The sequence below is a fragment of the Streptomyces sp. NBC_01267 genome (assembly GCF_036241575.1).
Lineage (GTDB): Bacteria > Actinomycetota > Actinomycetes > Streptomycetales > Streptomycetaceae > Streptomyces.
In genome coordinates, this window is record NZ_CP108455.1 from 4,528,017 (window position 1) to 4,552,310 (window position 24,294).

The window sequence follows — 24,294 nt, forward strand, 5'->3', positions numbered from 1 at the left end:
TGGCTGGTTGTTTACGTACGCATATGGGAGGCGGCCGCTACATGACTGCATCGATCACCGATGTCGGCCTCAAGCGCGAGCTGGAGGCGAAGGTCCGGGCCGGTGAGCGGCTGACCCGCGAGGACGGGATCGCGCTCTACGAGACGGACGACCTGGCCTGGCTCGGTGGCCTCGCCCACGAGGTGCGTACGCGCAAGAACGGCGACGTCGTCCACTTCAACGTGAACCGTCACCTCAACATGACGAACGTGTGCACCGCCTCGTGCGCCTACTGCTCGTTCCAGCGCAAGCCGGGCGAGAAGGACGCGTACACGATGCGCATCGAGGAGGCCGTCCGCCTCGCCAAGGCGATGGAGGGCGACAACCTCACCGAGCTGCACATCGTCAACGGCCTGCACCCGACGCTGCCGTGGCGCTACTACCCCCGCTCGCTCAGCGCGCTGAAGGAAGCCCTTCCGCAGGTCGCGCTCAAGGCGTTCACCGCCACCGAGATCCACCACTTCGAGACGATCTCCGGGATGTCGGCCTCCGACATCCTCGACGAGCTGATCGAGGCCGGTCTGGAGTCGCTGACCGGCGGCGGCGCCGAGATCTTCGACTGGGAGGTCCGGCAGCACATCGTCGACCACGCCACCCACTGGGAGGACTGGTCGCGCATCCACCGCCTCGCGCACTCGAAGGGTCTGAAGACCCCGTGCACGATGCTGTACGGGCACATCGAGGAGCCGCGCCACCGCGTGGACCACGTGCTGCGGCTGCGTGAACTCCAGGACGAGACCGGCGGGTTCCAGGTCTTCATCCCGCTGCGCTACCAGCACGACTTCGAGGACATGAAGGACGGCAAGATCCGTAACCGCCTTCAGGCCCGTACGACGATGGCGAGCGGCGTCGACGCGCTGAAGACCTTCGCGGTCTCGCGTCTCCTCTTCGACAACGTCCCGCACGTCAAGGTCTTCTGGCCGATGCACGGCGTGCAGACCTCGCAACTCGCGCTCCAGCACGGCGCCGACGACATGGACGGCTCGGTCGTCGAGTACAAGATCACGCACGACGCGGACAACTACGGCACGCCCAACAAGCTCAGCCGTGAGGACCTGCTCGAACTGATCCGTGACGCGGGCTTCCGCCCGGTCGAGCGCAACACCCACTACGAGATCGTCCGCGAGTTCGACGGTCCCGACGCGGACCGCCGGGAGTCCCCGCAGACGATGCGTTTCTGACGTCGGCACGCGCCGGCACCCGCACCGCGGACCTTCCGCTGCGGACCCCTGCACGACGGAACCCCGGCCACGGCCGGGGTTCCGCGCTTTTCTACGCTGGTCCCCATGAGCCTCACGTTTCAGCTGGACCCGCCGATCGACACCGGGCTGCGGGACGGCGTCGTCGCGCTCTGGGCGGACGTGTCGAACGCCGGCGGCGCCGTCGGATTCGTCCCGCCGGTCAGCCCCGACGACATACGCCCCGAACTCGTCAAGCACCTGGCCGCGATGGCCGAGGGCCGCACCCGGCTGCTGGTCGGCAGGGAAGCCGACGGCACGGTCGCCGCCACCGCCTTCCTGGCGTACAACACCCACCGTCTGATGCGGCACTGGATCTGGCTGTACACGGTGATGGTCCACCCCTCCCACCAGGGGAAGGGATACGGGCGCGACCTGATGGAAGCGGCGGCCGGAGCCGCCCGTACCTTCGACGGCGTCGAGAGCATCCGGCTCACCTGCCGGGGCGGCACCGGCGTCGACCGCTTCTACGGATCCTGTGGTTACAAGGAGGTCGGCCGGGTGCCCGGCGCGATCCGCGTCGCCCCCGGGGACGACCGCGACGACATCACGATGTATCTGCCGCTGCTCTGATCCGGGCGGGTGACCGATCCGGACCGACCGGCTGATCAGACCGGCTGATCCGGCCGACACGGCGTGACCGCACCCCGGCCGGGACGGCCACAACTGGGGCGTGCTTCACTTGTCGGGCAGGATCCGATGCCGTAGGTACGAAGAGAGAGGCCTCAGCCGTGTCTGTAGCCAACCCGGGCGCCACGATTCGCTACACCGCGATGCGAATCCTCATCTTCATGGGATCCCTGGTCTTCTGCGCCCTGCTCGTCCACTTCGGTGTGGTGCCGAAGGGACTCGGCGGCTCCAACGCCGTCTGGACGATCCTGCTCGCGCTGGTCATCTCCGCGCCGCTGAGCTTCGTCCTGCTGCGCCGGCAGCGCGACAAGATGTCCGAGCAGCTGATCAACAGGGTCGACCGGGCCAAGGCCCGGCTGGAGGCCAACCGTACGCAGGAGGACGGCCTCGTCCAGTAGGGCGGCCTCGTCCAGTGGGACGCCGGTCCGCCGGTAGGGTGCCGTTCCCTCCGTAGGACACCGGTCGCGGTACGTAGGACACCGTTCCGCGGTACGCCGCGCGCAAGCCGTTCGACAGGACCCCGGCACCGGAGCTCATCGCTCCGGTGCCGGGGTCCTGTCGTTGGCGCTCCTTGCCGGCGGCGGCCCTCTGCCGTCGGCGACCGGCTGCCTCAAAGCCCTGCTTTGAGACTCTCAAAGTTGAAGTGTTAATGTGTCCGACATGAAGACAGCCGCGCGCCCACATTTCACGAGCATCGTGCTCGTGGAGCGCCTGCATGTCGATCTCTGCCGCTGCATGTCCGCGGCCTGTTGCGCCATGTCCGCGGCCTGTCGCCGCGTCTGAACGGCCTCATGCGGCGGCGCCCCCCCATGTGCTGGGCGCCGCGCCCCCGTCCCCCGTGCTCCATCCCGAGCACACAGCTGCGTCCTCACCGGAGTGTTCCCGTGTCCGCGAATTCCGCGAGCCCCGCCCCCAGTCCCACGAAGTTCCGAATACCCAAGATCCCGTTCTGGGCCCAGATCGTCGCCGGTCTGGTGATCGGTGTGCTGCTGGGCTGGCTGACCCGCAGCCAGGACATCCACTGGCTCTACGCCACGCTCGACAAGGTCGGCCACATCTTCGTCCAGCTGCTGAAGCTGGCCGTGGCCCCGCTCGTCTTCTTCGCGATCCTGGTGTCCATCACCAACCTGCGCAAGGTCAACAACGCCGCCAGGCTGGCCACCCGCACCCTGCTCTGGTTCATGATCACGTCACTGATCGCCGTCGCCATCGGCCTCGCGATCGGTCTGATCACCAACCCGGGCGCCGGCACCGGCCTGACCCCGAAGGACGGCAAGCTGCCCGAACACGCGGGCTCCTGGCTGGACTTCCTCACCGGGATCATCCCGGAGAACGTGATCGACCCGTTCACCCAGCTCAACGTCCTGCAGATCGTCTTCATGGCAGCCGTCGCCGGTATCGCCGCGCTCTCCCTCGGTGAGAAGGCGCAGCCGATCCTCACCCTCAGCGAGGCCGTGCTCGAACTGCTCCAGAAGGCCCTGTGGTGGGTCATCCGCCTCGCCCCGCTGGGCACCATCGGCCTCATCGGCTTCGCCATCGCCGACTACGGCTGGGACCTCATCGGCAAGTACGCGACCTTCACGGCCGACGTCTACATCGGCTGCGCCCTGGTGATGTTCGGGGTGTACCCGATCCTGCTCGCCACCGTCGCCAAGGTCAGCCCGCTCCAGTTCTTCAAGGGCGCCTGGCCCGCGATCCAGTTGGCCTTCGTCTCCCGCTCCTCCGTCGGCACGATGCCGGTCACCCAGGCGTCGGCCGAGCGGCTCGGTGTGCCGAAGGAGTACGCGTCGTTCGCCGTGCCGTTCGGCGCGACGACCAAGATGGACGGCTGCGCCGCGATCTACCCCGCGCTCGCCGCGATCTTCATCGCCCAGATCTTCGACGTGCACCTCGGCGTCGGCGACTACGTCCTGATCGCCTTCGTGTCCGTCATCGGCTCGGCCGCCACCGCGGGCCTGACCGGCGCGACGGTCATGCTGACGCTGACCCTCTCCACGCTGGGCCTCCCGCTGGAGGGTGTGGGCCTGCTGATGGCGATCGACCCGATCCTGGACATGATGCGTACGGCGACGAACGTTGCAGGACAAGTTGTAGCACCGTTGATTGTGGCTGCACGAGAGGGCATCCTCGACCGCGACATGTACAACTCGGCGACCGCCTCGCCCATCGAGGAGTACGAGGCCGAGCCGCAGGAGTCCGAGACGTCCGAGGAGCGCGTGCCGGTCTCTGCGTAAGGCAGACCCAGAACCCCCTTCGGCAGAACTGAGGAAGCCCCCTATCGGTAGGGGGCTTCCTCAGTTCTGGGCCGGACGGGGTCGATCAGTGGGTGCCACACCGTGTTCGAGATAGCGGGTGCTGCCGTCGCGACGGGCCTCGACCGCTGCGGCGACTCTTCGGGCAAGCCGGGGGATCAGGAGTTCATGCACCATCGGTGGGGTGGAACTCGGCACCGAGCCCTTTCGCCTCCGCCCCCTCCGAATCCCCGACCGGCGTAACCCGGATCGAGTCCGGCTCGGGAGGCTTTCTGCGGCCTCGCCCGACGCTGAACACCTCTACCTCGTCGATCATCTGGGCGACGATCGCCCTCCGGCGGTCAAGGTTCTCCGGAGACTCATCGCCCCACACTGCCATCGCGTCGACCACGCGGCGAGACTGCCTCACGACCGATGCTGACTCGCGGACGCGGAGGGCCTGCAATTCGGTGCGGAGGTGGCCGAGGGAGTCGAAGTAGTCCTCGTCCTCCAACTTGCCGTCCTTCCACCGCTGCCGCAGGACCCTGATGCGCTCCTCCAGCATCGAAATCTGCCCGGACAGATCCTCGGTAGGGGGCTCCTGCGGCTGCGGTTGGCGCAGTGCCAGGGCGGCCTCGACCATCTCGTTCAGCCGCTCCTCGATCCAGGTGTACGACCGGCTCACCTTCCCGCAGCCCAACTCGCCGCCGCGCCCCGACTGACCCGAGTGGCAGAGCGTTCGTCGGAACGTCCTGCCTTGGATGGTCGCCCACTGGACCCGCATGACCGACCGGCAGTATCCGCACTTGAGGAACCCCGAGTACAGGTGCTTGCGCTTGCCGGAGCCCTGAGCGGCAGGGGTCGCCCGGGAGTCCAGAACAGTTTGTACGTTGTCCCACTCGGAGCGGGTGAGCGGGTGGGGGTAGACGCTGTCCCCGATGTCCTGGCCCTTGTACGTGATGATCCCGCCGACCCGCTCGGACCGGTACACACGCTTGACCTTCTGAATCGTCCAAGCCGTTCCGCCGGGGGATCGCGCTCCCGCCTCGTTCCAAAGGCGCGCCACGTCTCCGGGCGTCTTTGCCGGGAAGCTCATGAGCATCTCGTATCCGCGCTGGATCAGTTTCACTTCCTCGGGCACGGTGCGCTGAAAGTTCGAGTCCGGATCGAATCCGAAGACGCGGGGACCGCCTGCGTGCGGCTTGCCCTTCTCACGACGCTGGAGCAGTGACCTGTTCACCCGCTCCGACATGCACTCGGTCTCCTGCTGGGCCACCGCTCCCTTGATCGTCAGGACCATGCGACCGTTGGCCGTGGCGGTGTCCTCGCCCTCCGTCGTGGCGAACGCGAAACCCTGTGCTTTCTGCTCCTCCAAGAAGCTGGTCAGTTCGGCGATGCGGCGGGTCAGGCGGTCGATCGAATAGACGACGATCGCGTCCACTACCCCGTCACGAGCGTCACGCAGCATCTCCGTGTACGCGGGGCGCTTGCGCTTGCTGGTGGTGGAAGCGGACGCGTCGTTCTCGGGGTAGACCTTGTAGACGGTCCACCCGAGACGTGAGCACAACTCCCGGCACGCCTTCTCCTGGCGCTGGATGCCGAGTTCCTGACCCTTGCGGTCCTTGCTGATCCGGACGTAGATCGCCACACGTTGCGGCTTGGACATGGGACCCTCCGACTGTCATACCGCGCTCTACAACGTGCATACATGCCGCGCGGTTACGAACGCGGCCGGTCAGGTACTCGTCCCGGTCGTCGTCTCGGCCCGGGAGAAGACCCTCGATCCCGGCGCGTTCCGGTCGGCGTCCGCTTCCCCGGTGGACGACCACGCAGCGCGCGAGGCCGGGCAGGAGGCCACCCTCCCGGTCGCCGCTTGACCCTTCACCGCACGGCTCCGGCCCCTCCTCCGTACGACGGGGAGGGGCCGGAGCCGTACTCTTGCCGGGGTACGACCGACCGGCTGAAGGGACTCTCAGGTGGGTGCAGTCAAGGCAGCCAAGGGCAAGCGGATGCCCCGGGCCGTACGCGAGCAGCAGATGATGGACGCTGCCGTACGGACCTTCGGACAGCGCGGGTACCGGGCCGCCTCGATGGACGAGATCGCCGAACTGGCAGGCGTGTCCAAGCCCCTGGTCTATCTGTATCTGAATTCCAAGGAAGAGCTCTTCACCGCCTGCATACGGCGCGAGGCGAAGTCGCTCGTCGACGCGGTGCAGACCGGGGTCGACCCCGACGACCCGGCCGACCGGCAACTGTGGCACGGGCTGGGCGCCTTCTTCGAGCACACCGCGGGGCACCCGGACGGCTGGAACATCCTGCACCGCCAGGCCCGCACGCACGGTGAGCCGTTCGCCGCCGAAGTCGGCGCCATGCGGGACGAGATCACGAAGTTCGTGACCGGCCTGATCGGCGCGGCGCACCGCGAGGCACACCGCGACCCGGCCCTTCCCGACCGTGATGTGGCCGGTCTGGCACAGGCGCTGGTCGGCGCCGCGGAGTCGCTGGCCGGGTGGGCGAACGAGACCCCCGGCGTCTCGGCGAAGGAAGCCGCTTCGACGCTGATGAACTTCGCGTGGGCGGGCCTGGAGAACCTCATGAACGGGGAGCGCTGGGTGCCGTCACCTCGCCCGTGAGGTGGATCCGCTCCGCCCCTTCCCGGCCCCGGCTGAGGAGACGGAAGGTGCCCGCCCCGGGGTCGGCGGTGTACGTCACCGTTCCCGGCAGCAGGACCGGCGCCCTGAACCCGATCCGTACCCGTACGGCGTCCGGGGTCCCGGCCTCCGCCAGACAGCGGGCGGCCGTCCACATGCCGTGCGCGATGGCGCGGGGGAAGCCGAAGAGCCTCGCGGTCAGCGGGGAGAGGTGGATCGGGTTGCGGTCCCCGGACGCGGCGCCGTAGCGGCGGCCCAGACCGGCGGGCAGCTCCCAGGTGGCTGTCGCGGTGGCGGTCCCGATGGAGGTTCCGGTGGCGGTCCCGGTGGTTGCGGCCGTGTCGACGGTGGCGTCGTCGTCCGTACGGTGGGGCTGAGCGTCGTCCGTACGCTGTGATTGCGCGTCGTCCGTACGGACCTCCGGGTGCGCCTCGGACGTCCGGTGCCGGGCCAGATACCTACTCCGCGACTCCCAGACCAGCTCGCCCGCGAGCCGCGCCTCCGTCACCATGACGACCTCGGTGCCGCGCCGGTGCGGCCTCAACCCGTCCGCGTACACGCTCAGTTCGGGCGCGTGGTCCGCCGGCAGGGCGCGGTGCCGGGTGATCTCGATGCCGGTGTGCACGAGACCGAGGACCGGCAGCGGGAAGGCCCGCGCGGTCATCAGCCGCATGGCCGCCGGGAAGCCGAGAACATGCGGATACGTGAGGGGGAGCGGGCCGGTCCGGTCGAAGCCGCAGATCTGGGCGTACGCGGCGAGACGCCCGGGGTGGATCCGCGCTCCGGGAAGCGTCAACCTGCCTGCGGGCAACGGCGCATCGGCCGACACGGCAGGCTTGAAGGGCGAGGTCAGCGCGCCACGCACCATGGTGGTCAGCAGGCCGGCGGGGTGCGGGGGACGGTCGCTCATGGTCCAGGCTCCCTGATCCGTACGGTATTTACTCCAGGGTAAGATTACCTGGGGGTCAGGTGCTGGTCGATGTCGCCGCCGATCGGCGCCGCACCGGCCGGGGGCTGATTGCTTGTGCGCCGCGTGATCGGGCGGTGTGGGCCCCATGAGGGTCGAGTTGAACCCCCTGCCCGCTGGAGCGCCAACTGTTAGCCTGGCCAGTCGATCTGGGCGGTCGGTTGGCAAGGGGGATGGACAGTGGGACGACCGGAGGACCCGGCAGGGGAGACGCCGGAACAGTTGAAGAAACGGGCGGAGGATCTGCGGGCCTGTGCCCGAAAGGCCCGCGCGCTCGCCAACAGACTCGGGCCCCATCTGGACGGTGCTGCGAAGAAGGCCCAGCAGTCCGATCCTCCGATATGGCAGGGGCCGTTTGCCACCGACTCGACGAGGCAGATCGTGAACCGCAGCCGCACGTTGGGTCAGATGGCATCCGCGCTCATGCACGATGCCGGCCGTTGGGACGTCGAGGCGGACCGACTCGACGATCAGATGAAGGCGGCCTTGGCCAAGCAGAAGACTGGACCGGGCCATTGACCGGATTCCGTGGCTTCGACACCGCCGAGATCGGCGCACTCGCTTCCAGCCTGCGAAAGTTGGGCGGCGACGCAAGGGGGCTGCACCGGGACCTGGCTCTCGTCCTCACCGAGGCGTCCCAGCTCATGAACGGAAAGCCGGCCACGACCGACCCGCTCCTGGAGCCTCTTGTCGGCCAGGTCTTTGTCCTGCCTTCGTTCTTCGGCGGGCCCGCCCACATGCCCGGGGTGCTCGACGGCGAGCTCGGGGACATGGCCGGTTCGATGGATCGCCGCAGCAAGCAGCTCGAAGAATGCAAGGTCCTGATCGAGCACGGCTACTCGATCGACCCGGCCCTCCTCTTCGCGGACGAGGCCGCTGCCGACGAGCAGCACATCAACGACGCCCTGGAACAGATCAAGGAACTCGACGGTAAGGACTTCGGCACCAACGGCAACCGTGACGACCTGAGGAAGGTCGAGAGGATGCTGGATGGAATGACCGCTGCCGAACTGGATGCCTTCTTCGACCGTGTTCCCGAGGCAGACCTGAAGCGTTACAACGACCTGATCGGCAACACGAGTGACAGCGGCTGGAAATGGTGGGACGAGAACGGCCTGCCCGAGGGTGAGCGCCGCGATCACCTCAGCGGGATCCTCGCGAAACTCGGCCCCGAGCACTGGGCCAAGGCGCAGGCTGCCTTTCCGGGGACGCAACCGGGATTCGACACCACGGACGCATACCTGGATGGCAAGAACTCGCAGTCCGGGGCGGATGCGAAGGGCATGCACTGGGGTATCCCGTCCGATCCCCTCTTCGCCCCGGGCTCCGACGGGCAGGACATCACGGCTGCGGACATCAACCAGGGGCGCTTCGGTGACTGCTGGTACATCGCGTCGCTCACTTCGACAGCACAGGTGAATCCCCAGTTCATCCGTGACGGGATCAAGCAGAATCCCAATGGCACCGTCAACGTTCGCATCTGGGACAAGGACGGCAACCAGCGGTGGGTCACCGTGACCCCGGACGTGCCGCTGGACAAGGACGGCAATCCGCTGTCTGCTCGTGCCAAGGGAGCCATGTGGCCTGCCTATTACGAGAAGGCGTTCGCTCTGGTCTACGGGGGCGACAAGGGCGGTGCTCCGGACGACCATCTGGGCGACAAGCGCTACGACCGTACGGAGCACGGGACATACGGTGCGATCGAATGGGACTTCAACGAGAAAGCCCCTCCCTACGTCACCGGCCACAACTCCAAAGGAATTGACAACAGTGTCGACTCCGTGCAGAAAAGCTTCGAGTCCGGGCACCCGGTCATCGTCAGCACGGGCAGTGGCGACGATGTGAACAAGAAGGGCCAGCAGAACTGGGGAACGTCTTTCTCGACCCGCCACGTCTACTTTGTCAAGGGGTTCCAGAACGGCAACATCGTGCTTGGCAACCCGTGGGGCCCGCCTTACAAGGACATTGTGGCGAGCCCCGATCAGTACAAGGAGTTCTTCGGGAATCCGCAGGCTCTGGAGGTACCCACGTCATGAAGGCTGTCCGATTCGCCGCGGCCACCGGCTGTGTGCTTCTCGCGGTGGGCTGCGGCCCGTCCGGCAAGCAGGCGGCGTCCCCGTCGTCCTCCCGGACGTCCGCGACGCGCCCCGCGCCGGCCGTCGACAAGGGGCCGGTGTGTGCTGGTGACCGTGGGGCGAAGGGGATCCATGTGCTGCGTGGCGGTTCCGTCCAGCTGCCCGGTGGCGCCGGATCGGTCTCGTACCGGGAGGCGCGGTCGGACGGTTCGGCCCGTACCGCGGTCCTGACCAACGGGACGGGCCCCGGTGCGGCAGCGGCCGGGACCCGGGACTGGACCGTGAAGCCGGGCCAGGCCCTCACTGTCGGCCGGGCCTCGTTCACGGTCGCGCAGATCTGCACCTACCGCGTCGTCCTCACTCCGAAGGGTCAGAAGAACGTGACCTCGTCACCCCCACCCAGCTCCGAGGCCACTTGGCCGTCCCTGACCGACGGGCGCTTCCGTCTCAGGTGGCACATTCCGAACAATGAGTACAGCGGGCAGTACAGCGCGGTCGTGACGGAGATCAACCCCGGCCCGCGGGCGGACATCGGGATCGCGAGCCGGGACGGCGGGGACGCCTCCTACCCGGACGCCCGCGTGGGCGACACCCTCGAATTCGCCGGCCGGCTGTGGAAGGTGTCGGCCATCGAGGCCGGTGACGGGAGCCCGGCCGGGAGCAACCCGCACTCCGGGTACGTGGACCTCCAGCTGATCGGACCGGCCGGGGGCTGATCTGCCGCACCCGGCGGCCGGCCATGAGGTCCCCCCCCAGTGGCCGGGAGGGGGGCACCTCGCGTCCCTCGGCGACCGGGCGCCGCCTCAGGCCCCCAACAGGCTCTGCCCGCAGACCCGTACGACCTGGCCGTTGACGGCGCCCGACGCGGGGTGCGCGAACCAGGCCGTCGTCTCGGCCACATCGACCGGAAGGCCGCCCTGGCCCAGGGAGTTCAGCCGGCGGCCCGCCTCGCGGATGAAGAGCGGGAGGGTGGCCGTCATCTTCGTCTCGATGAAGCCGGGGGCCACGGCGTTGAGGGTGAGGCCCTGTTCCGCGAGCCGGGGCGCCAGTGACCGGACCAGGCCGATGATCCCGGCCTTGCTCGCCGCGTAGTTGGTCTGGCCGGTGTTCCCGCCGATCCCGGCGATCGACGCCGTCGCCACGATCCGCCCGCCCGGCCGCAGCGTGCCGGACTTCAGTAGGGCGTCCGTCGTCCGCAGCACGCTGTCCAGGTTCACGTCGAGCACGCTCGACCACCGTTCGGCGGGCATGTTGGCAAGGCGGCGGTCGCGGGTGATGCCCGCGTTGTGGACCAGGATGTCCAGGCCGTCGGGGAGCGCGGCGGTGATCCGGTCGGCCGCGTCGGGGGCGGTGATGTCCAGGGGCAGGGCCGTTCCGCCGAGCGAGTCGGCCGTACGGGTCAACTCGGCCCGTGACTCCGGGACATCGAGGCAGACGACCTTCGCCCCGTCCCGGGCCAGGGTCGCGGCCACCGAGGCGCCGATGCCGCGCGCCGAGCCGGTGACCAGCGCCGTACGCCCGGCGAGCGGCAGGTCCCCGTCGGCGGGCGTGACCGGTCCGGTGTCCGCGACCGGTCCGGCGTCCGCGACCGGTCCGGCGTCCGCGGCGCCGCCGATCTCGATGACCTGGCCGCTGACGTACGCGGACCTCGGCGACAGCAGGAAGCGCAGGGTCGACTCGGCGGCCGTCGCGGACACGGTCCTGACCAGCTGTACGGTGCGGCCCTGTCCGATCTCCTTGCCCAGCGACCGTACGAAGCCTTCGAGTGCCTGCTGCGCCGCGGCCTGGTGGTGGTCGGAGCCGGAGAGCGGCGCGCCCAGCACCACCACCCGGCCGCCCGGCGCGACCGACCGTACGACGGGATGCAGCGTGCCGTGCACCTCCGCGAGACCGGTCACCGTGGCGACCCCCGTTGCGTCCAGCACCACACCCACGGGGCGTTCGGCCTCCGCGCCGACCTCCAGGCCGGTGCGGGCGAGCACCTCGGCCAGCCCGGGGAGCGGGGTTCCGGGGGTGGTCAGATGCAGCAACGGCCCTTCGAGGGACGGACGTTCGGCGGACCACCTGCGCAGCACGGCCGGTTGCGGAAGGCCGAGCCTGCGTGTCAGGAATCGGCCGGGTGCTGTGCTGGAGAAGTGCAGATAGCGATCGGCCATTGTCCGGACTCCTTGCGTCGTCGTAGATTTACTCCTGAGTAAGGTTACTCAAGGGTCAGGAGTTGGTCGAGATGAAGCCCCTCAAGGTCGCCGTGATCGGAGGCAGCCGCATCCCCTTCGCGCGCGCCGACGGCCCATACGCGACCGCGTCCAACCAGGACATGCTGGCGGCCGCGCTGGACGGTCTGGTCGAGCGGTTCGGCCTGGAGGGCGAGCGGGTCGGCGAGTTCGTGGCGGGCGCGGTGCTCAAGCACAGCCGCGACTTCAACCTGGCCCGCGAGACGGTGCTCGGCTCACGGCTCGACCCGCGCACCCCGGCGTACGACATCCAACAGGCCTGCGGCACCGGCCTGCAGGCTGTCATCGCCGCTGCCAACAAGATCGCGCTCGGCGCCGTCGACTGTGCGATAGCCGGTGGGGCGGACACGGCGAGCGACGCGCCCCTCGGGGTCAACGACCAGCTCAGGAAGATCCTGCTGGAGGCGCGGCGGGCGAAGTCGGCCGGCGCGCGGCTCAAGGCGCTCGCACGGGTGCGCCCCCGGCACCTCGTCCCGGACATCCCGCGCAACTCCGAACCCCGCACCGGGCTCTCGATGGGTGAGCACGCGGCGCTCACCGCCCGAGCCTGGGGCGTCAGTCGCGAGGACCAGGACGTGCTGGCGGCGGCCAGCCACCAGCGGCTCGCCGCCGCCTACGAACGCGGCTTCCTCCAGGACCTGGTGGTGCCCTTCCGGGGGCTGGCACGCGACCAGAATCTGCGTCCGGGCTCCACCGTCGGCGAACTCGCCACGCTGAAGCCGGTGTTCGGCACCGGGGAGCCGGGCGCCACGATGACGGCGGGCAACTCGACCCCGCTCACGGACGGCGCGGCGACCGTGCTGCTCGCGAGCGAGGAGTGGGCGCGGGAGCGCGGGCTGGTGCCGCTGGCGTATCTGACGCTGTACGAGACCGCGGCGGTCGATTTCACCGGAGTGGGAGCCGGAGTGGGAGCCGGAGCCGGAGTGGGAGCGGAAGCGAGAGCGGGAGCGGGAGCGGGAGCGGGAGCGGGAGCGGGAGCGGGAGCGGGAGCCGGAGTGGGAGCCGAGGCCGGATCCGTAACTGGCTCTCGGCCAGGTTCCGGGTCCGCAGCCGACGCCGACCGGAACCGGACGGACGGCCTGCTGATGGCCCCCGCCCACGCCGTCCCGCGCATGCTGGAACGTTCCGGGCTGACCATCGCCGACTTCGACCTCTTCGAGGTCCACGAGGCCTTCGCCTCCCAGGTGCTGGCCACGCTGGCCGCCTGGGAGGAGCAGGGACTGGCCCCGGTCGACCGCGCGAAGCTCAACGTCGCGGGCTCCTCGCTCGCCACCGGGCATCCCTTCGCGGCGACCGGCGCCCGTATCGTCGCGACACTCGCCAAGCTGCTCTCGGAGCGGGACGCTCCGGGGCGGGGGCTGATCTCCATCTGCGCGGCGGGCGGACAGGGCGTCACCGCGGTGCTGGAAAGGCCCTGACGCCCGGCCCCTCCGGTATCTCGGCCCCTCCACCACTCCGCCCGCGCCGTCCCTTCCTCCGCACACCGTTCCTCCGCACCGTTCTCCGCCCGCCCCGGCACCCGACGTACCACGACATGAGGAGCCGCACGTGCCTGTGACCGTGTCCGTACAGCAGTGGGAACCGCACAAGCGACGCGTGGACGGGAGGGTGCGGGAAGTCTCCGTACCGCCGCTCGTCCACCCCGTCGAGCAGGGTTCGCTCGCGGACATCCCCTTCGACAACGCGCACCAGGCGCCCGAAGAGGCTGTCCTCAGCAGGAAGCAGCCGGACGGCAGTTGGGCCGATGTCTCGGCCCTGGACTTCGCCTACGAGGTGCAGGCCGTGGCGAAGGGCCTGATCGCCGAGGGGCTGCGGGCCGGGGACCGGATCGCGATCATGGCCCGGACCACCTACGAGTGGACGCTCCTCGACTTCGCGGCCTGGGCCGCCGGCCTGGTCACCGTCCCCGTCTACCCGACGTCGTCCGCCTTCCAGGCCCGCTGGATACTCCAGGACTCGGGCGCGGTCGCCTGCGCCGTGGAGGACAAGGAGCAGGCCAGGCTGATCAGTGCCGAGCGCCGCCAACTGCCGGGCCTGGTACACCTGTGGGAGTTCGACACGGGCGCGGTGGCACTGCTGAAGCGGGCGGGCCGGGACATACCCGACCAGGCCGTCGCCGACCGTCGGGCCACCCGCTCGCCGTCCTCGGTCGCCACACTGATCTACACCTCGGGCACCACGGGCCGTCCCAAGGGCTGCGTCCTCACGCACGGGAACTTCTTCGCCGAGGTGGACAACGCGATCGAACTGCTGCACCCGGTCTTCAAGTCCGTGAGCACGGACCCGGCGTCGACGCTGCTCTTCCTGCCGCTGTCGCACGTCTTCGGCCGGATGGTGGCGATCGGCTGCATGCGGGCGCGGGTCCGCCTCGGCCACGCCCCCAGCATCCGTACGGAGGACCTCCTCACCGACCTGGCGGGCTTCCGGCCGACGTTCCTGCTGGCGATCCCGTACGTCCTGGAGAAGGTCTACAACACGGGCCGGGCCACCGCCGAGCAGATGGGCCGGGCCTCGTCCTTCGACCGCGCGGCGCGGATCGCCCAGCGGTACGGGGAAGCGCTGGAGGCCGTCGAACACGGCACCGGATCCGGCCCCGGCCTCGGCCTGCGGATGGCGCACGCCGTGTACGACCCGCTGGTCTACCGGCGGATCCGGGCGGCACTCGGCGGCAGGGTGAAGTACGCGATCTGCGGCGGCTCCCCGCTCGGCCACCGACTCGCCGCGTTCTACGCGGGCGCGGGCATCGAGATCTTCGAGGGGTACGGCCTGACGGAGACGACAGCCGCCGCGACGGTCACACCCCCGCTGAGGCCCCGCCTGGGAACGGTCGGCTGGCCGCTGCCGGGCACGGCGGTACGGATCGCGGACGACGGCGAAGTGCTGCTCAGCGGCGGCCAGGTCTTCAGCGGCTACTGGAACGCGGAGCAGCAGAGGGCGGGGAACGGGAACGGGCCGGGGGTCGCGCGGGGCCAGTGGTTCGCGACGGGCGACGTGGGCGCGCTCGACGAGGACGGCTACCTCACGATCACCGGCCGCAAGAAGGACATCATCATCACGTCGGGCGGCAAGAACGTGGCCCCGGCGCCGTTGGAGGACTGGCTGCGGGCGCATCCGCTGGTGGGTCAGTGCATGGTCGTGGGCGACAACCGGCCGTACGTGACCGCGCTGATCACCCTGGAGCCGGACGGGCTCGCCCACTGGCGCCGGATGCGGAAGAAGACCGAACTGCCGATACGGGAACTCGTCCAGGACGAGGAACTGCGGGACACGTTGCAGCGGGCGGTGGACGAGGCGAACCGGCTGGTGTCCCGGGCCGAGTCCATCCGGCGGTTCGCCGTCCTGCCGGTGGACTTCACGGAGGAGAACGGCCATCTGACGCCTTCGCTCAAGGTGAAACGGGCGGCGATAGCGAAGGATTTCGAGCGGGAGATCGAAGGGCTCTACAGCTGAGAAGGCGAAAGGCCGGATCCCGAACCAGTAGGCCCGAACAAGCAAGACTGAACAAGCAGGCCCGAACAAGCAGGCCCGAACAAGCAGGCCCGAACCAGCAAGACCGAACCAGCAAGACCGAACCAGCAGGACCGGCCCGGAAAGGCAGGCGGGCGGAAAGCAGGCCGGACAAGCCAGGTTCGGAAAGGCAGGCCGGAGAAGGCAGGCCCGGAAAGGCAGGAGCCCCGTTCCTTGTGGAACGGGGCTCCTTGGGTGGTGCTATCCCGACCGCGATCGATCGGCCCGGGCAACTAGGCCGGGATGACGTTCTCCGCCTGCGGACCCTTGGGGCCCTGCGTGACGTCGAAGGTCACTTGCTGGTTCTCCTCGAGCGAGCGGAAACCAGACGCGTTGATCGCGGAATAGTGGACGAAGACATCCGGGCCGCCGCCGTCCTGGGCGATGAAGCCGAAGCCCTTTTCAGCGTTGAACCACTTGACGGTTCCGGTAGCCATAAGCCCTCCTTGGGCCAAAGGGTTGCCCTGCTCCAGAACCTGCTAAGAAGTCTGAAAACTACAAAAGCCTGCGGGTTACATGCTCCGCAGGCTCTGTACTGCAAGGGAAACCAAACTGCAACTTGCGATCGAGCCTAGCATGCGCCCACGCGCCCGCGATAGAGGCGAAGATCACTTCACCCGGACGTTTGGAAGCGGCGCGTCAGGCTGACGGACCACCCTGCGTACTGCACCGTACAACGCGGGTCTAGCCTCACGATGTGGACAATTCATACGCCGAAAACGCCGCCGCATCCGCCACCGGGAACACCTCCCCGGACGCCGCCGGAGCCGATCACCGTCGCAGCCGGCCGCGCGTCGGGCACATCCAGTTCCTGAACTGTCTCCCGCTCTACTGGGGGCTGGCCCGCACCGGCACGCTCATCGATCTCGAGCTCACCAAGGACACCCCGGAGAAGCTCAGCGAACAGCTGGTCCGGGGCGACCTCGACATCGGCCCGATCACTCTGGTCGAGTTCCTCAAGAACGCCGACGACCTGATCGCCTTCCCCGACCTCGCGGTCGGCTGCGACGGCCCCGTGATGTCCTGCGTGATCGTGTCCAAGAAGCCGCTGGAGCAGCTCGACGGGGCGCGGGTGGCGCTCGGTTCGACCTCGCGTACGTCCGTACGGCTGGCGCAGCTCCTGCTCGCCGAGCGGTACGAGGTCACGCCCGACTACTACCGGTGCCCGCCCGACCTCGGCGTGATGATGCAGGAGGCGGACGCGGCCGTCCTGATCGGGGACGCGGCGCTCCGGGCGTCGCTGCACGACGCCCCGAAGCTCGGCCTGCAGGTCCACGACCTGGGGCAGATGTGGAAGGAGTGGACGGGGCTGCCGTTCGTCTTCGCGGTCTGGGCGGCGCGGAAGGACTACGCGGCCCGCGAGCCGGAGCTGGTCGAAGAGGTCCACCGGGCGTTCCTGGAGTCGCGCGACGTGTCGCTGGAAGAGGTAGCCAAGGTTGCCGAGCAGGCCTCGCACTGGGAGGTCTTCGACGCGGAACTGCTGGAGCGGTACTTCACCACCCTGGACTTCCGCTTCGGCGCGGCCCAGCTCGAAGGGGTCAGGGAATTCGCCGGACGGGTCGGCTCCACGACGGGCTTCCCCTCGGACGTGAAGGTCGAACTGCTCGGCAGCTGAGGCCGGTTGGGTGCGCGCGCCCACCGCTTCGACTGGTCGGGCTGCGGAAGCGCGGCGCTCCGCGCGGGGCGGCAGGGGGAGGGCGCATGCGGCCGTCATCGGCAGTCGGCAGGGGCAACTCGCCCAGGACGACGGGGCGTCGGCGGGTCGGCTGACGGCGGTGTTCAGCGCGGGCGTTCCCGGCGACGACGTACTCCGTCTCCGTGCGACGGTCACCGAGGGCCGGGCGGAGTGCCGGGACCGGTTCTCTACTGTGTCCGGGAGGACACGCACGTAACAGCAGACATCAGTGGGGGAATACCTGTTATGGAACCTTTACAGCCGGATGATCCGCAAACGCTGGGAAACTACCGGCTGTTGGGCCAGCTCGGGGTCGGCGGCATGGGTCGTGTCTATCTGGCCCGCTCGCCCGGTGGCCGTACCGTCGCGGTGAAGGTCGTACGCCAGGACCTCGCCGCCGACCAGGCGTTCCGGCAGCGCTTCCGCCACGAGGTCGACATCGCCAGGGCGGTCTCGGGCCGGTACACCGCACCCGTGGTCGACGCCGACCCGGACGCGCCGTTGCCCTGGCTGGCCACGGCGTACGTCCTCGGCCCGGACCTCACCGATGTCGTCGCCGCCCACGGCGCCCTCCCCGAACACACGGTGCGTGCGCTCGGGGCCGGGCTGGCCGCCGCACTGCAGGAGATACACGCCGCCGGGCTGATACACCGTGACCTCAAGCCGTCGAACGTGCTGCTCGCCGCGGACGGCCCGCGGGTCATCGACTTCGGCATCGCCCGTGCGGTGGACGGAAGTCGGCTGACCCAGACGGGAGTTGTGGTCGGCTCGCCCGGCTACATGCCCCCCGAGCAGGCGCTCGGCCGACCCGTCGACGGGTCGGGGGACGTCTTCTCCCTCGGCGCCGTCCTCGCCTTCGCCGCCACCGGCCGTAACGTCTTCGGCGACTCTGCCGCCCCGGCGGCCCTGCTCTACCAGGTGGTCCACGAGGCACCGGACCTGACCGGCACCCCCCAGATGCTGACCGGCCTGATCCGCGCCTGCCTGGCCAAGGACCCGGCGCAGCGCCCGAGCCCCGCGGAGATCCTCCAGTCGCTGGCCCCCGACGGCACCGGCGCGGTCCTGGCGGACTGGCTCCCCTCCTCGGTCTCCTCCACGATCGCGACGCACGCCTCGCGCATCCTGGACCTGGAGACCCCGGCATCCGGCAACACCCCGGTGACCGTCCCGGCCCCGGCAGCCCCGGTCTCCCAGGGGTTCGGCCCGGCCCCCACCACCCTGAACACCCCGGGAGCAACTGCCGTACCCGTACCTGTACCCGCGACCCCGTCCCGCCGCCGCTTCCTGGGCATCGCGGGCGGCGCGGCGGGCGTGGCGGTGGTGGGGGGCGGCGCGGCGTGGCTGATCACGCGGGACAACGGCACGTCCACGTCGGCATCCGACGCGAAGTCGAAGAAGAAGCGCACCCGGCCCGAGACCTTTACGACCCCGCCTCCCGGTACGGCGCCTCAGGTGCTCTGGCACAAATCGGTGTCGGTGGACACCCTCAGTACGGATCAGCGTCTTCTGGTCCGCGACGGAGCGCTCCTGATCAGTGGTGACCCGCTGGTGTCGTACGACGTGACGACCGGCAAGCACCTCTGGTCCCGTGCAGGAATCACACCGGCAGGTTCGCCGCTGCTCGTCTCCGCCGGAAAGCTCTTCCTGCTCAGTACGGAGTATGACGGCGACATCGTCGGCCTCGACCTGAAGACCGGTAAGGAAGCCTGGAGAAGCCGTCTGGGCAAGGAAATGACGGCCATGGCCACGATCGCCGTGGACGACAACAACGTGTACGTCATCGCTTCCGTCGACGACGGAAGGATCCGTGACGGGCTGACAGCTGTCGCCGCCGTCAGCCACCGGACCGGCCGGGTCGTCTGGAAGCAGACCCGTGACGCGGGGACCGACGACTACGACGTCATGGGCACAGCCGCGGGGAACCGCCTCGTCTACACCGACTCCAACTACAACCTCACCGTGCGGGAGACGATCAAGGGCAACCAGCTCTGGTCCCAGAAGATCGGCGACCAGTTGGAGTGGACGCCTGAGGTCCACGGCGGACTCGTCTTCCTCCCGGGGGAGACCATGCGCGCGGTCGGTGTCGAACACGGCGCGGAACGCTGGAAGCTCTCGCCGAACGGCCGCCGCGGATTCAAGGAGCCGAGGGTGGTCGACGGTGTGTTGTACGCGGCCGACTACGACCAGGGCGTCTGGGCCGTCAACCCCATGAGCGGCAAGAAGATTTGGCTCTGTGAGGAGACCGGTGCGCGAAAGGCTCCGACCGAGTACGTGCGGTTCGGCCAGACCCTCTACGGAGCCTCGTACGATGATGCCGGAGGCATTTTCGCGCTAGACCTCACGTCGGGTAAGTCCCGTTGGACGTACAACGACAACAAAGGCACCGACGAGCAGTGGCACATCGAGGTCTCCGGGCAGCGACTGCTGGCCACGCACGGTGGTGAGGTCTACGCCCTCCCAGCTGTCTGAGAAGCCAACCACACGTGTAGCGGTGCGTTCGCACCCATTAGCCTCAGTGAACCCATGTGACGAGCGAGCCACCCAGGGCCGGCAGGGAGGAAGACGACCATGCGAGTGCTGGTGACAGTCGTACGGGAGGGGGAGGAGCCGCAGGATGTTCTGGTCAACACGGACGACGCGGCTACCACCGGCGATCTGGCGGAGGTGCTCGCGGCGACGCGCGGCGCACGGCAGCAGGGTCGGGAAGCGGCCCCGCCGTCCGTCGTCGTCCCGATGCCGGGTACGACACTCGACCCGCGATTCACCTACGGGAACGAAGTGCCGGCGGGTCCCATGCTCTGGGCCGACGGCCACCGCTGCGATCCGCGCACACCTGTGGGTTCCGTCCTGCGCGACGGCATGAGGGTCTCGGTCGATGATTCGATAGGCCCACTGCTGCGCAGGGGAGAGCCGGTCGGTAGGTACGAGGTGCGGGTCGCCGCCGGGGCGGGCTCCGGGCGCGTGGTGCGACTTGCTGCCGGGTCCGCGACGATCGGCTCGGCCGCCACCTGCACGCTGACCGTCGCCGACAACCAACTGCCGCCACTGGCAGCCAAGGTGGCCATCGACGTGCAGGGCAATGCGACCCTCACCCCGCAGCCCGGCCTGGCCGTCCAGCTGGACGACGTCCCCGTCACCGGTGAGCAGTGCTGGCCGCTGCGCGGCGTCGTCCGGATCGGTGACTCACTCTTCGTGCTCGACGAGGTCGGCGCACCGGATGCCCACCTCGCCGACACCGGTGAGGGCGGTCTCGCCTACAACCGGCCCCCGCGCCTTTCACCGCTCAGGCCGCGCCCCCGGCTCGTTGTGCCGCTCCCGCCCTCGAAGGGTGAGCGCGCCCGTTTCCAGATGATCGCGGCATTCACTCCGCTCCTCTTCGGCCTCGTCATGTACCTGGTGACCAAACAGATCTACATGCTGCTGTTCTGTTTGATGAGCCCCCTGATGATGATCGGCCAGTGGGCGAGCGACAACCGCGAGGGCAAGAAGAAGAACAAGACCACAGCCAAGCAGTACAAGAAGGATCTCGCCGCCCACGAAGCCGACCTGGTCAGGGTCGGCAAGGACGAGCAGGCGCGGCTGCGCACCGGAAGCCCCGACCCGGCCGAGATCCTGCTCTTCGCCACCGGTCCCCGCCGTCGGCTGTGGGAGCGCCGGATCACCGACCCGGACGTACTGAGGCTGCGCATCGGCGTCGGCAGCCTGCCCGCCGACATCGAACTCGTCCCGGGGCGCGGCGGATCGTACGACGACGACCCGCCGGAGCCGCCCAGGCTTCCCGATGTACCAGTCACGCTGCCCTTCCCGGAGCTCGGCGTGGTCGGCATCGCGGGCGATCGCCCCCGTACGCTCTCGACCGCCCGCTGGCTTGCCGTACAGGCTGCCGTGCTGCACAGCCCGCGTGAACTCGCCCTGGTCGTCCTGTCCTCTGCGCGCGACGCCGCCGACGAGTGGGACTGGGCGCACTGGATCCCGCACACCGCACCCCAGCAGGGCCAGGACTGCCTGGCCCTGGTCGGCTCCGACTCCGAGGCCGTCGCCCGGCGCGTCAACGAACTACTCAACGAACTGGCCCGGCGCAAGGCCGCCCGCCAGAACCAGGGGCAGATGGCCGGGTCGGTCAACTCCGACCCGCACATCCTGCTCGTGCTCGACGGCGCCCGCCTGCTGCGTCGGATGGCCGGAGTGCCCCAACTGCTCCAGGAGGGACCCAAGCTCGGCATCTTCGCGCTCTGCGTAGACGAGGACGAGCGATTGCTCCCCGAGGAGTGTCGGGCCGTGGTGTGCTGGACCCCCGACTCCGCGGCGCACGTACGGCTGCGCGGCTCCGGCCTCGAAACGGTCGGCGAGGTACTGGCCGACCAGGTTGCCCGGGACTGGTGCGAGCTGTTGGCGCGTTCGCTGGCGCCCGTGAGGGACGTCAGTCGCGACGACGCCGACAGCGCCTTGCCCACCGCGGCCAGGCTGCTGAACCTCATCGGCATGCCGGACCCGACCGGCAATGACATCGAACGGATCTGGAAGGCGGGCGGATCCACGACCGCCGCCCCCATCGGGGTGGCGGCGGACGGGCCCTTCATCCTGGACATCCGGCGCGACGGACCGCACGCGCTCGTCGCGGGTACCACCGGTGCCGGTAAGTCCGAACTGCTTCAGACAATCATCGCCTCGCTGGCGGTGGCCAACCGGCCCGACGCCCTCAACTACGTACTCATCGACTACAAGGGTGGCAGTGCCTTCATGGACTGTGCCCGGCTTCCGCACACCGTGGGCATGGTCAGTGACCTCGACGCCCATCTGACCGAGCGGGCCCTGGCCTCGCTCGCCGCGGAGCTGCACCGCCGTGAGGAGATCCTCTTCGACACCGGCACGAAGGACATCGAGGACTACAACGACACCCGGAAGCTCCGTCCCGAGCTCGAACCGATGCCCCGACTCGTCCTGGTCATCGATGAGTTCGCCTCACTCGTCGCCGAACTGCCCGACTTCATCGCTGGGTTGGTCGACATCGCCCGACGTGGCCGTTCGCTCGGGGTACACCTGGTCCTCGCGACCCAGCGTCCCGCCGGTGTGGTGAGCGCGGACATCCGGGCCAACACCAACCTCCGGATCGCGCTGCGGGTGACGGACGGCTCCGAGTCGCAGGACGTCATCGAGGCGATGGATGCCGGCGCGATCGCCAAGTCCACCCCGGGCCGGGCCTTTGTCCGTTCCGGAGCGCAGTCGCTCGTGGGCGTGCAGTCGGCTCGTATCGGTGGCCGGCGCCCGGCGACCGGCGGCAGCGGGCCGAAGGCCACTCTGGCCCCGCTGACCTGGCCAATGTACAGCCGCCCCGCGCCCAGGGCGGCCGAGGCGGATGACGACGGGACGATGGTCACCGACCTCGCCGTACTCGTCGACGCGATCCGCGAGGGCTCGGAGAAGATGGGCTTCCCGGCCCCGCGCAGCCCCTGGCTGCCGCCGCTCGGTGAGCACGTCACCATCGATGAACTGACCGAGTTCCAGGACCAGGTGGCGGCCCATGAGGACGTGCCGCCGATCGGTTACGGGCTCACGGACCTGCCCGCCCAGCAGGCCCGTAAGCCGCTGGCCATCGACCTGGTCAACGGTGAACACACGATGCTTGTCGGCGGCGCCAGGTCCGGCCGCTCCACGGCACTGCGCACCCTCGGCGGTGCCATCGCCCGGGAGACTTCGCCGTCCGACGTACATGTGTATGCCATCGACTGCGGCTCCAACGCGCTGCTGCCGTTGGTCCGGATGCCGCATGTCGGCGCCGTGGTCAACCGCGACGAACCGGACCGGGTCCGGCGGCTGATCGATCGGCTGCTGGCCGAGATCGCCCGGCGCCAGCAGATGCTTGCCATGGAAGGTGCCTCCAGCGCTGCCGAGCAGCGGGCGACGGCGGCGCCGGAGGACCGGCTGCCGTGGATGGTGCTGCTGTTCGACAGTTGGGAGGGTTTCGTCTCCACCTTCGAGAACTACAACTACGGCCAGCTGATCGAGCAGGTCCAGCGGATCTTCCGGGAGGGCTCGGCGGCCGGACTCAAGGTCGTCATGACCGCCGACCGTTCCGGGCTCAGCGGGCACGTCTCCTCGGCCTTCGCGGACCGACTCGTCATGCGTTTCGCCGACTCGAACGACTACGGCACAGCCGGACTCCAGGTGCGCGAGGTCCCCAAGAACATGCCGCCGGGACGCGCCCTGCGCATCACGGACACCGGCATCGACGAGACGCAGATTGCTCTGCTCGACACCGACCCGGCGGGCCAGGCCCAGGTGCGTAAGCTTCGAGAGATCGCTGAGGCGGTACAGGACCAATACGGTAGGCGGCCCGCTGGGCGCGGCCCCATGCGGGTAGACGCCCTGCCCGCTCGGATCACAGCGGAACAGGCGATGGCTCTGGAGCCGGAGCTGACCCCCGCGTCGCCACTGTGGGCTCTGATCGGTGTGGGTGGCGACGAACTGGCGCCGATCGGCATCGACTTGATGGAATCGGGCCCCGGTTTCGTCATCGCGGGACCGCCCAAGTCCGGCCGCTCGAACGCCTTGGTGTGCGCCGCCGAGTCCCTGCTGCGCCAGGGCACCCCGCTGGTTCTCATCACGCCGCGCCGCTCGCCTCTACGGGAACTGGAAGGCCGCGAGGGTGTACTCGGTCTGCTCAACGCGGAGCACCGGGAGGACGACCTGGAGGAGTTGCTGGAGCAAGCGCAGGGACGTAAGTACGTGGTGGTCGTCGACGACGCCGAACTGCTCTACGACACCAGCTTGGATGAGGCGCTGGAGACCGTCGTGCGCAAGGGAGCGGACGGTGACCACGGCCTGATCGCGGCCGGCACGACGGACTCGCTGTCCTCGCAGTACCGGGGCTTTGCCACCGAGGCCCGCAAGTCGCGCAACGGTCTGCTGCTGACCCCGCAGACCCCACAGGAGGGCGAACTGTTCAATGTCCGCCTGCCGTCGAACAGCGGCTCGGGCCCGGTCGGGAGCGGGCTCCTGGTGTCGGGCGGCACGCTGATGCCGATCCAGGGCGTGATGCGCGGCTAG

At 69.2% G+C, this 24,294-nt stretch carries 18 protein-coding genes; 14 read left to right on the forward strand and 4 right to left on the reverse strand.

Annotated elements, in window-relative coordinates:
* The first annotated feature begins 41 nt into the window (after positions 1 to 41).
* The 4 genes from mqnE to OG709_RS20845 all read left to right on the forward strand — a co-directional run bounded on the left by mqnE (position 42) and on the right by OG709_RS20845 (position 4,141).
* Positions 42 to 1,220: an aminofutalosine synthase MqnE gene (gene mqnE / locus OG709_RS20830; RefSeq protein WP_374211222.1), complete on the forward strand. Its 1,179-nt coding sequence runs from the start codon at positions 42 to 44 to the stop codon at positions 1,218 to 1,220.
* A gap of 105 nt (positions 1,221 to 1,325) precedes the next feature.
* Positions 1,326 to 1,850, forward strand: a complete 525-nt coding sequence (locus tag OG709_RS20835) for a GNAT family N-acetyltransferase (RefSeq protein ID WP_250299011.1) — start codon at positions 1,326 to 1,328, stop codon at positions 1,848 to 1,850.
* 200 nt (positions 1,851 to 2,050) lie between these two features.
* Positions 2,051 to 2,305 (forward strand): DUF4229 domain-containing protein, encoded by a 255-nt coding sequence (locus OG709_RS20840; RefSeq protein ID WP_250299559.1) that lies wholly within the window; start codon positions 2,051 to 2,053, stop codon positions 2,303 to 2,305.
* A 486-nt stretch (positions 2,306 to 2,791) separates the two neighbouring features.
* Positions 2,792 to 4,141 (forward strand): dicarboxylate/amino acid:cation symporter, encoded by a 1,350-nt coding sequence (locus OG709_RS20845; RefSeq protein ID WP_266641475.1) that lies wholly within the window; start codon positions 2,792 to 2,794, stop codon positions 4,139 to 4,141.
* A gap of 184 nt (positions 4,142 to 4,325) precedes the next feature.
* Here OG709_RS20845 and OG709_RS20850 read toward each other — a convergent pair whose 3' ends face one another.
* The gene (locus OG709_RS20850; protein WP_329167384.1) at positions 4,326 to 5,804 is read right to left on the reverse strand and encodes a recombinase family protein; all 1,479 of its coding nucleotides are present in this window, start codon (positions 5,802 to 5,804) and stop codon (positions 4,326 to 4,328) included.
* A gap of 34 nt (positions 5,805 to 5,838) precedes the next feature.
* On the opposite strand from OG709_RS20850, the gene OG709_RS20855 reads away from it, so the two are divergent.
* Together OG709_RS20855 and OG709_RS20860 are read left to right on the forward strand one after the other, a co-directional pair.
* Positions 5,839 to 6,015: a hypothetical protein gene (locus OG709_RS20855; protein WP_401276494.1), complete on the forward strand. Its 177-nt coding sequence runs from the start codon at positions 5,839 to 5,841 to the stop codon at positions 6,013 to 6,015.
* Positions 6,016 to 6,147: 132 nt separating this feature from the next.
* Positions 6,148 to 6,771, forward strand: coding sequence for a TetR/AcrR family transcriptional regulator (locus OG709_RS20860; RefSeq protein WP_250299560.1), 624 nt, complete (start codon positions 6,148 to 6,150; stop codon positions 6,769 to 6,771).
* Here the strand turns inward: OG709_RS20860 and OG709_RS20865 are convergent.
* Positions 6,731 to 7,699, reverse strand: coding sequence for a MaoC family dehydratase (locus tag OG709_RS20865; protein WP_329167385.1), 969 nt, complete (start codon positions 7,697 to 7,699; stop codon positions 6,731 to 6,733). The two genes, OG709_RS20860 and OG709_RS20865, sit on opposite strands and share 41 nt — an antisense overlap.
* A gap of 237 nt (positions 7,700 to 7,936) precedes the next feature.
* On the opposite strand from OG709_RS20865, the gene OG709_RS20870 reads away from it, so the two are divergent.
* Genes OG709_RS20870 through OG709_RS20880 form a run of 3 tightly spaced genes read left to right on the forward strand, consistent with a single transcriptional unit; the run spans position 7,937 to position 10,547 of the window.
* Positions 7,937 to 8,275, forward strand: a complete 339-nt coding sequence (locus OG709_RS20870; RefSeq protein ID WP_250299016.1) for a hypothetical protein — start codon at positions 7,937 to 7,939, stop codon at positions 8,273 to 8,275.
* Positions 8,272 to 9,792, forward strand: coding sequence for a C2 family cysteine protease (locus OG709_RS20875; protein WP_329167388.1), 1,521 nt, complete (start codon positions 8,272 to 8,274; stop codon positions 9,790 to 9,792). Before OG709_RS20870 ends, OG709_RS20875 begins: the two co-directional genes overlap by 4 nt.
* Entirely contained in the window at positions 9,789 to 10,547 is a 759-nt protein-coding gene (locus tag OG709_RS20880; protein ID WP_329167389.1) for a hypothetical protein, read from the forward strand. The genes OG709_RS20875 and OG709_RS20880 overlap by 4 nt, the downstream gene beginning before the upstream one ends.
* 87 nt (positions 10,548 to 10,634) lie before the next feature.
* Here the strand turns inward: OG709_RS20880 and OG709_RS20885 are convergent, their stop codons facing one another.
* Entirely contained in the window at positions 10,635 to 11,987 is a 1,353-nt protein-coding gene (locus tag OG709_RS20885; protein ID WP_329167391.1) for a 3-oxoacyl-ACP reductase, read from the reverse strand.
* A 71-nt stretch (positions 11,988 to 12,058) separates the two neighbouring features.
* Between OG709_RS20885 and OG709_RS20890 the strand changes: the two genes are divergently transcribed.
* Complete coding sequence (locus OG709_RS20890) at positions 12,059 to 13,483, forward strand: acetyl-CoA C-acyltransferase (RefSeq protein WP_329167393.1); 1,425 nt, start codon at positions 12,059 to 12,061, stop codon at positions 13,481 to 13,483.
* 130 nt (positions 13,484 to 13,613) lie between these two features.
* Positions 13,614 to 15,515, forward strand: a complete 1,902-nt coding sequence (locus OG709_RS20895; protein ID WP_250299028.1) for an AMP-dependent synthetase/ligase — start codon at positions 13,614 to 13,616, stop codon at positions 15,513 to 15,515.
* 290 nt (positions 15,516 to 15,805) lie between these two features.
* On the opposite strand, the gene OG709_RS20900 is transcribed toward OG709_RS20895, so the two are convergent.
* Positions 15,806 to 16,009, reverse strand: a complete 204-nt coding sequence (locus OG709_RS20900; RefSeq protein ID WP_015610594.1) for a cold-shock protein — start codon at positions 16,007 to 16,009, stop codon at positions 15,806 to 15,808.
* A 365-nt stretch (positions 16,010 to 16,374) separates the two neighbouring features.
* Between OG709_RS20900 and OG709_RS20905 the strand changes: the two genes are divergently transcribed.
* From OG709_RS20905 to OG709_RS20915, 3 genes are all read left to right on the forward strand, one after another.
* Complete coding sequence (locus OG709_RS20905; RefSeq protein WP_250299561.1) at positions 16,375 to 17,187, forward strand: menaquinone biosynthetic enzyme MqnA/MqnD family protein; 813 nt, start codon at positions 16,375 to 16,377, stop codon at positions 17,185 to 17,187.
* Between the two features lie 357 nt (positions 17,188 to 17,544).
* Positions 17,545 to 19,716: a serine/threonine-protein kinase gene (locus OG709_RS20910; RefSeq protein WP_329167396.1), complete on the forward strand. Its 2,172-nt coding sequence runs from the start codon at positions 17,545 to 17,547 to the stop codon at positions 19,714 to 19,716.
* A 99-nt stretch (positions 19,717 to 19,815) separates the two neighbouring features.
* Positions 19,816 to 24,294, forward strand: a complete 4,479-nt coding sequence (locus OG709_RS20915) for an FtsK/SpoIIIE domain-containing protein (RefSeq protein WP_266641465.1) — start codon at positions 19,816 to 19,818, stop codon at positions 24,292 to 24,294.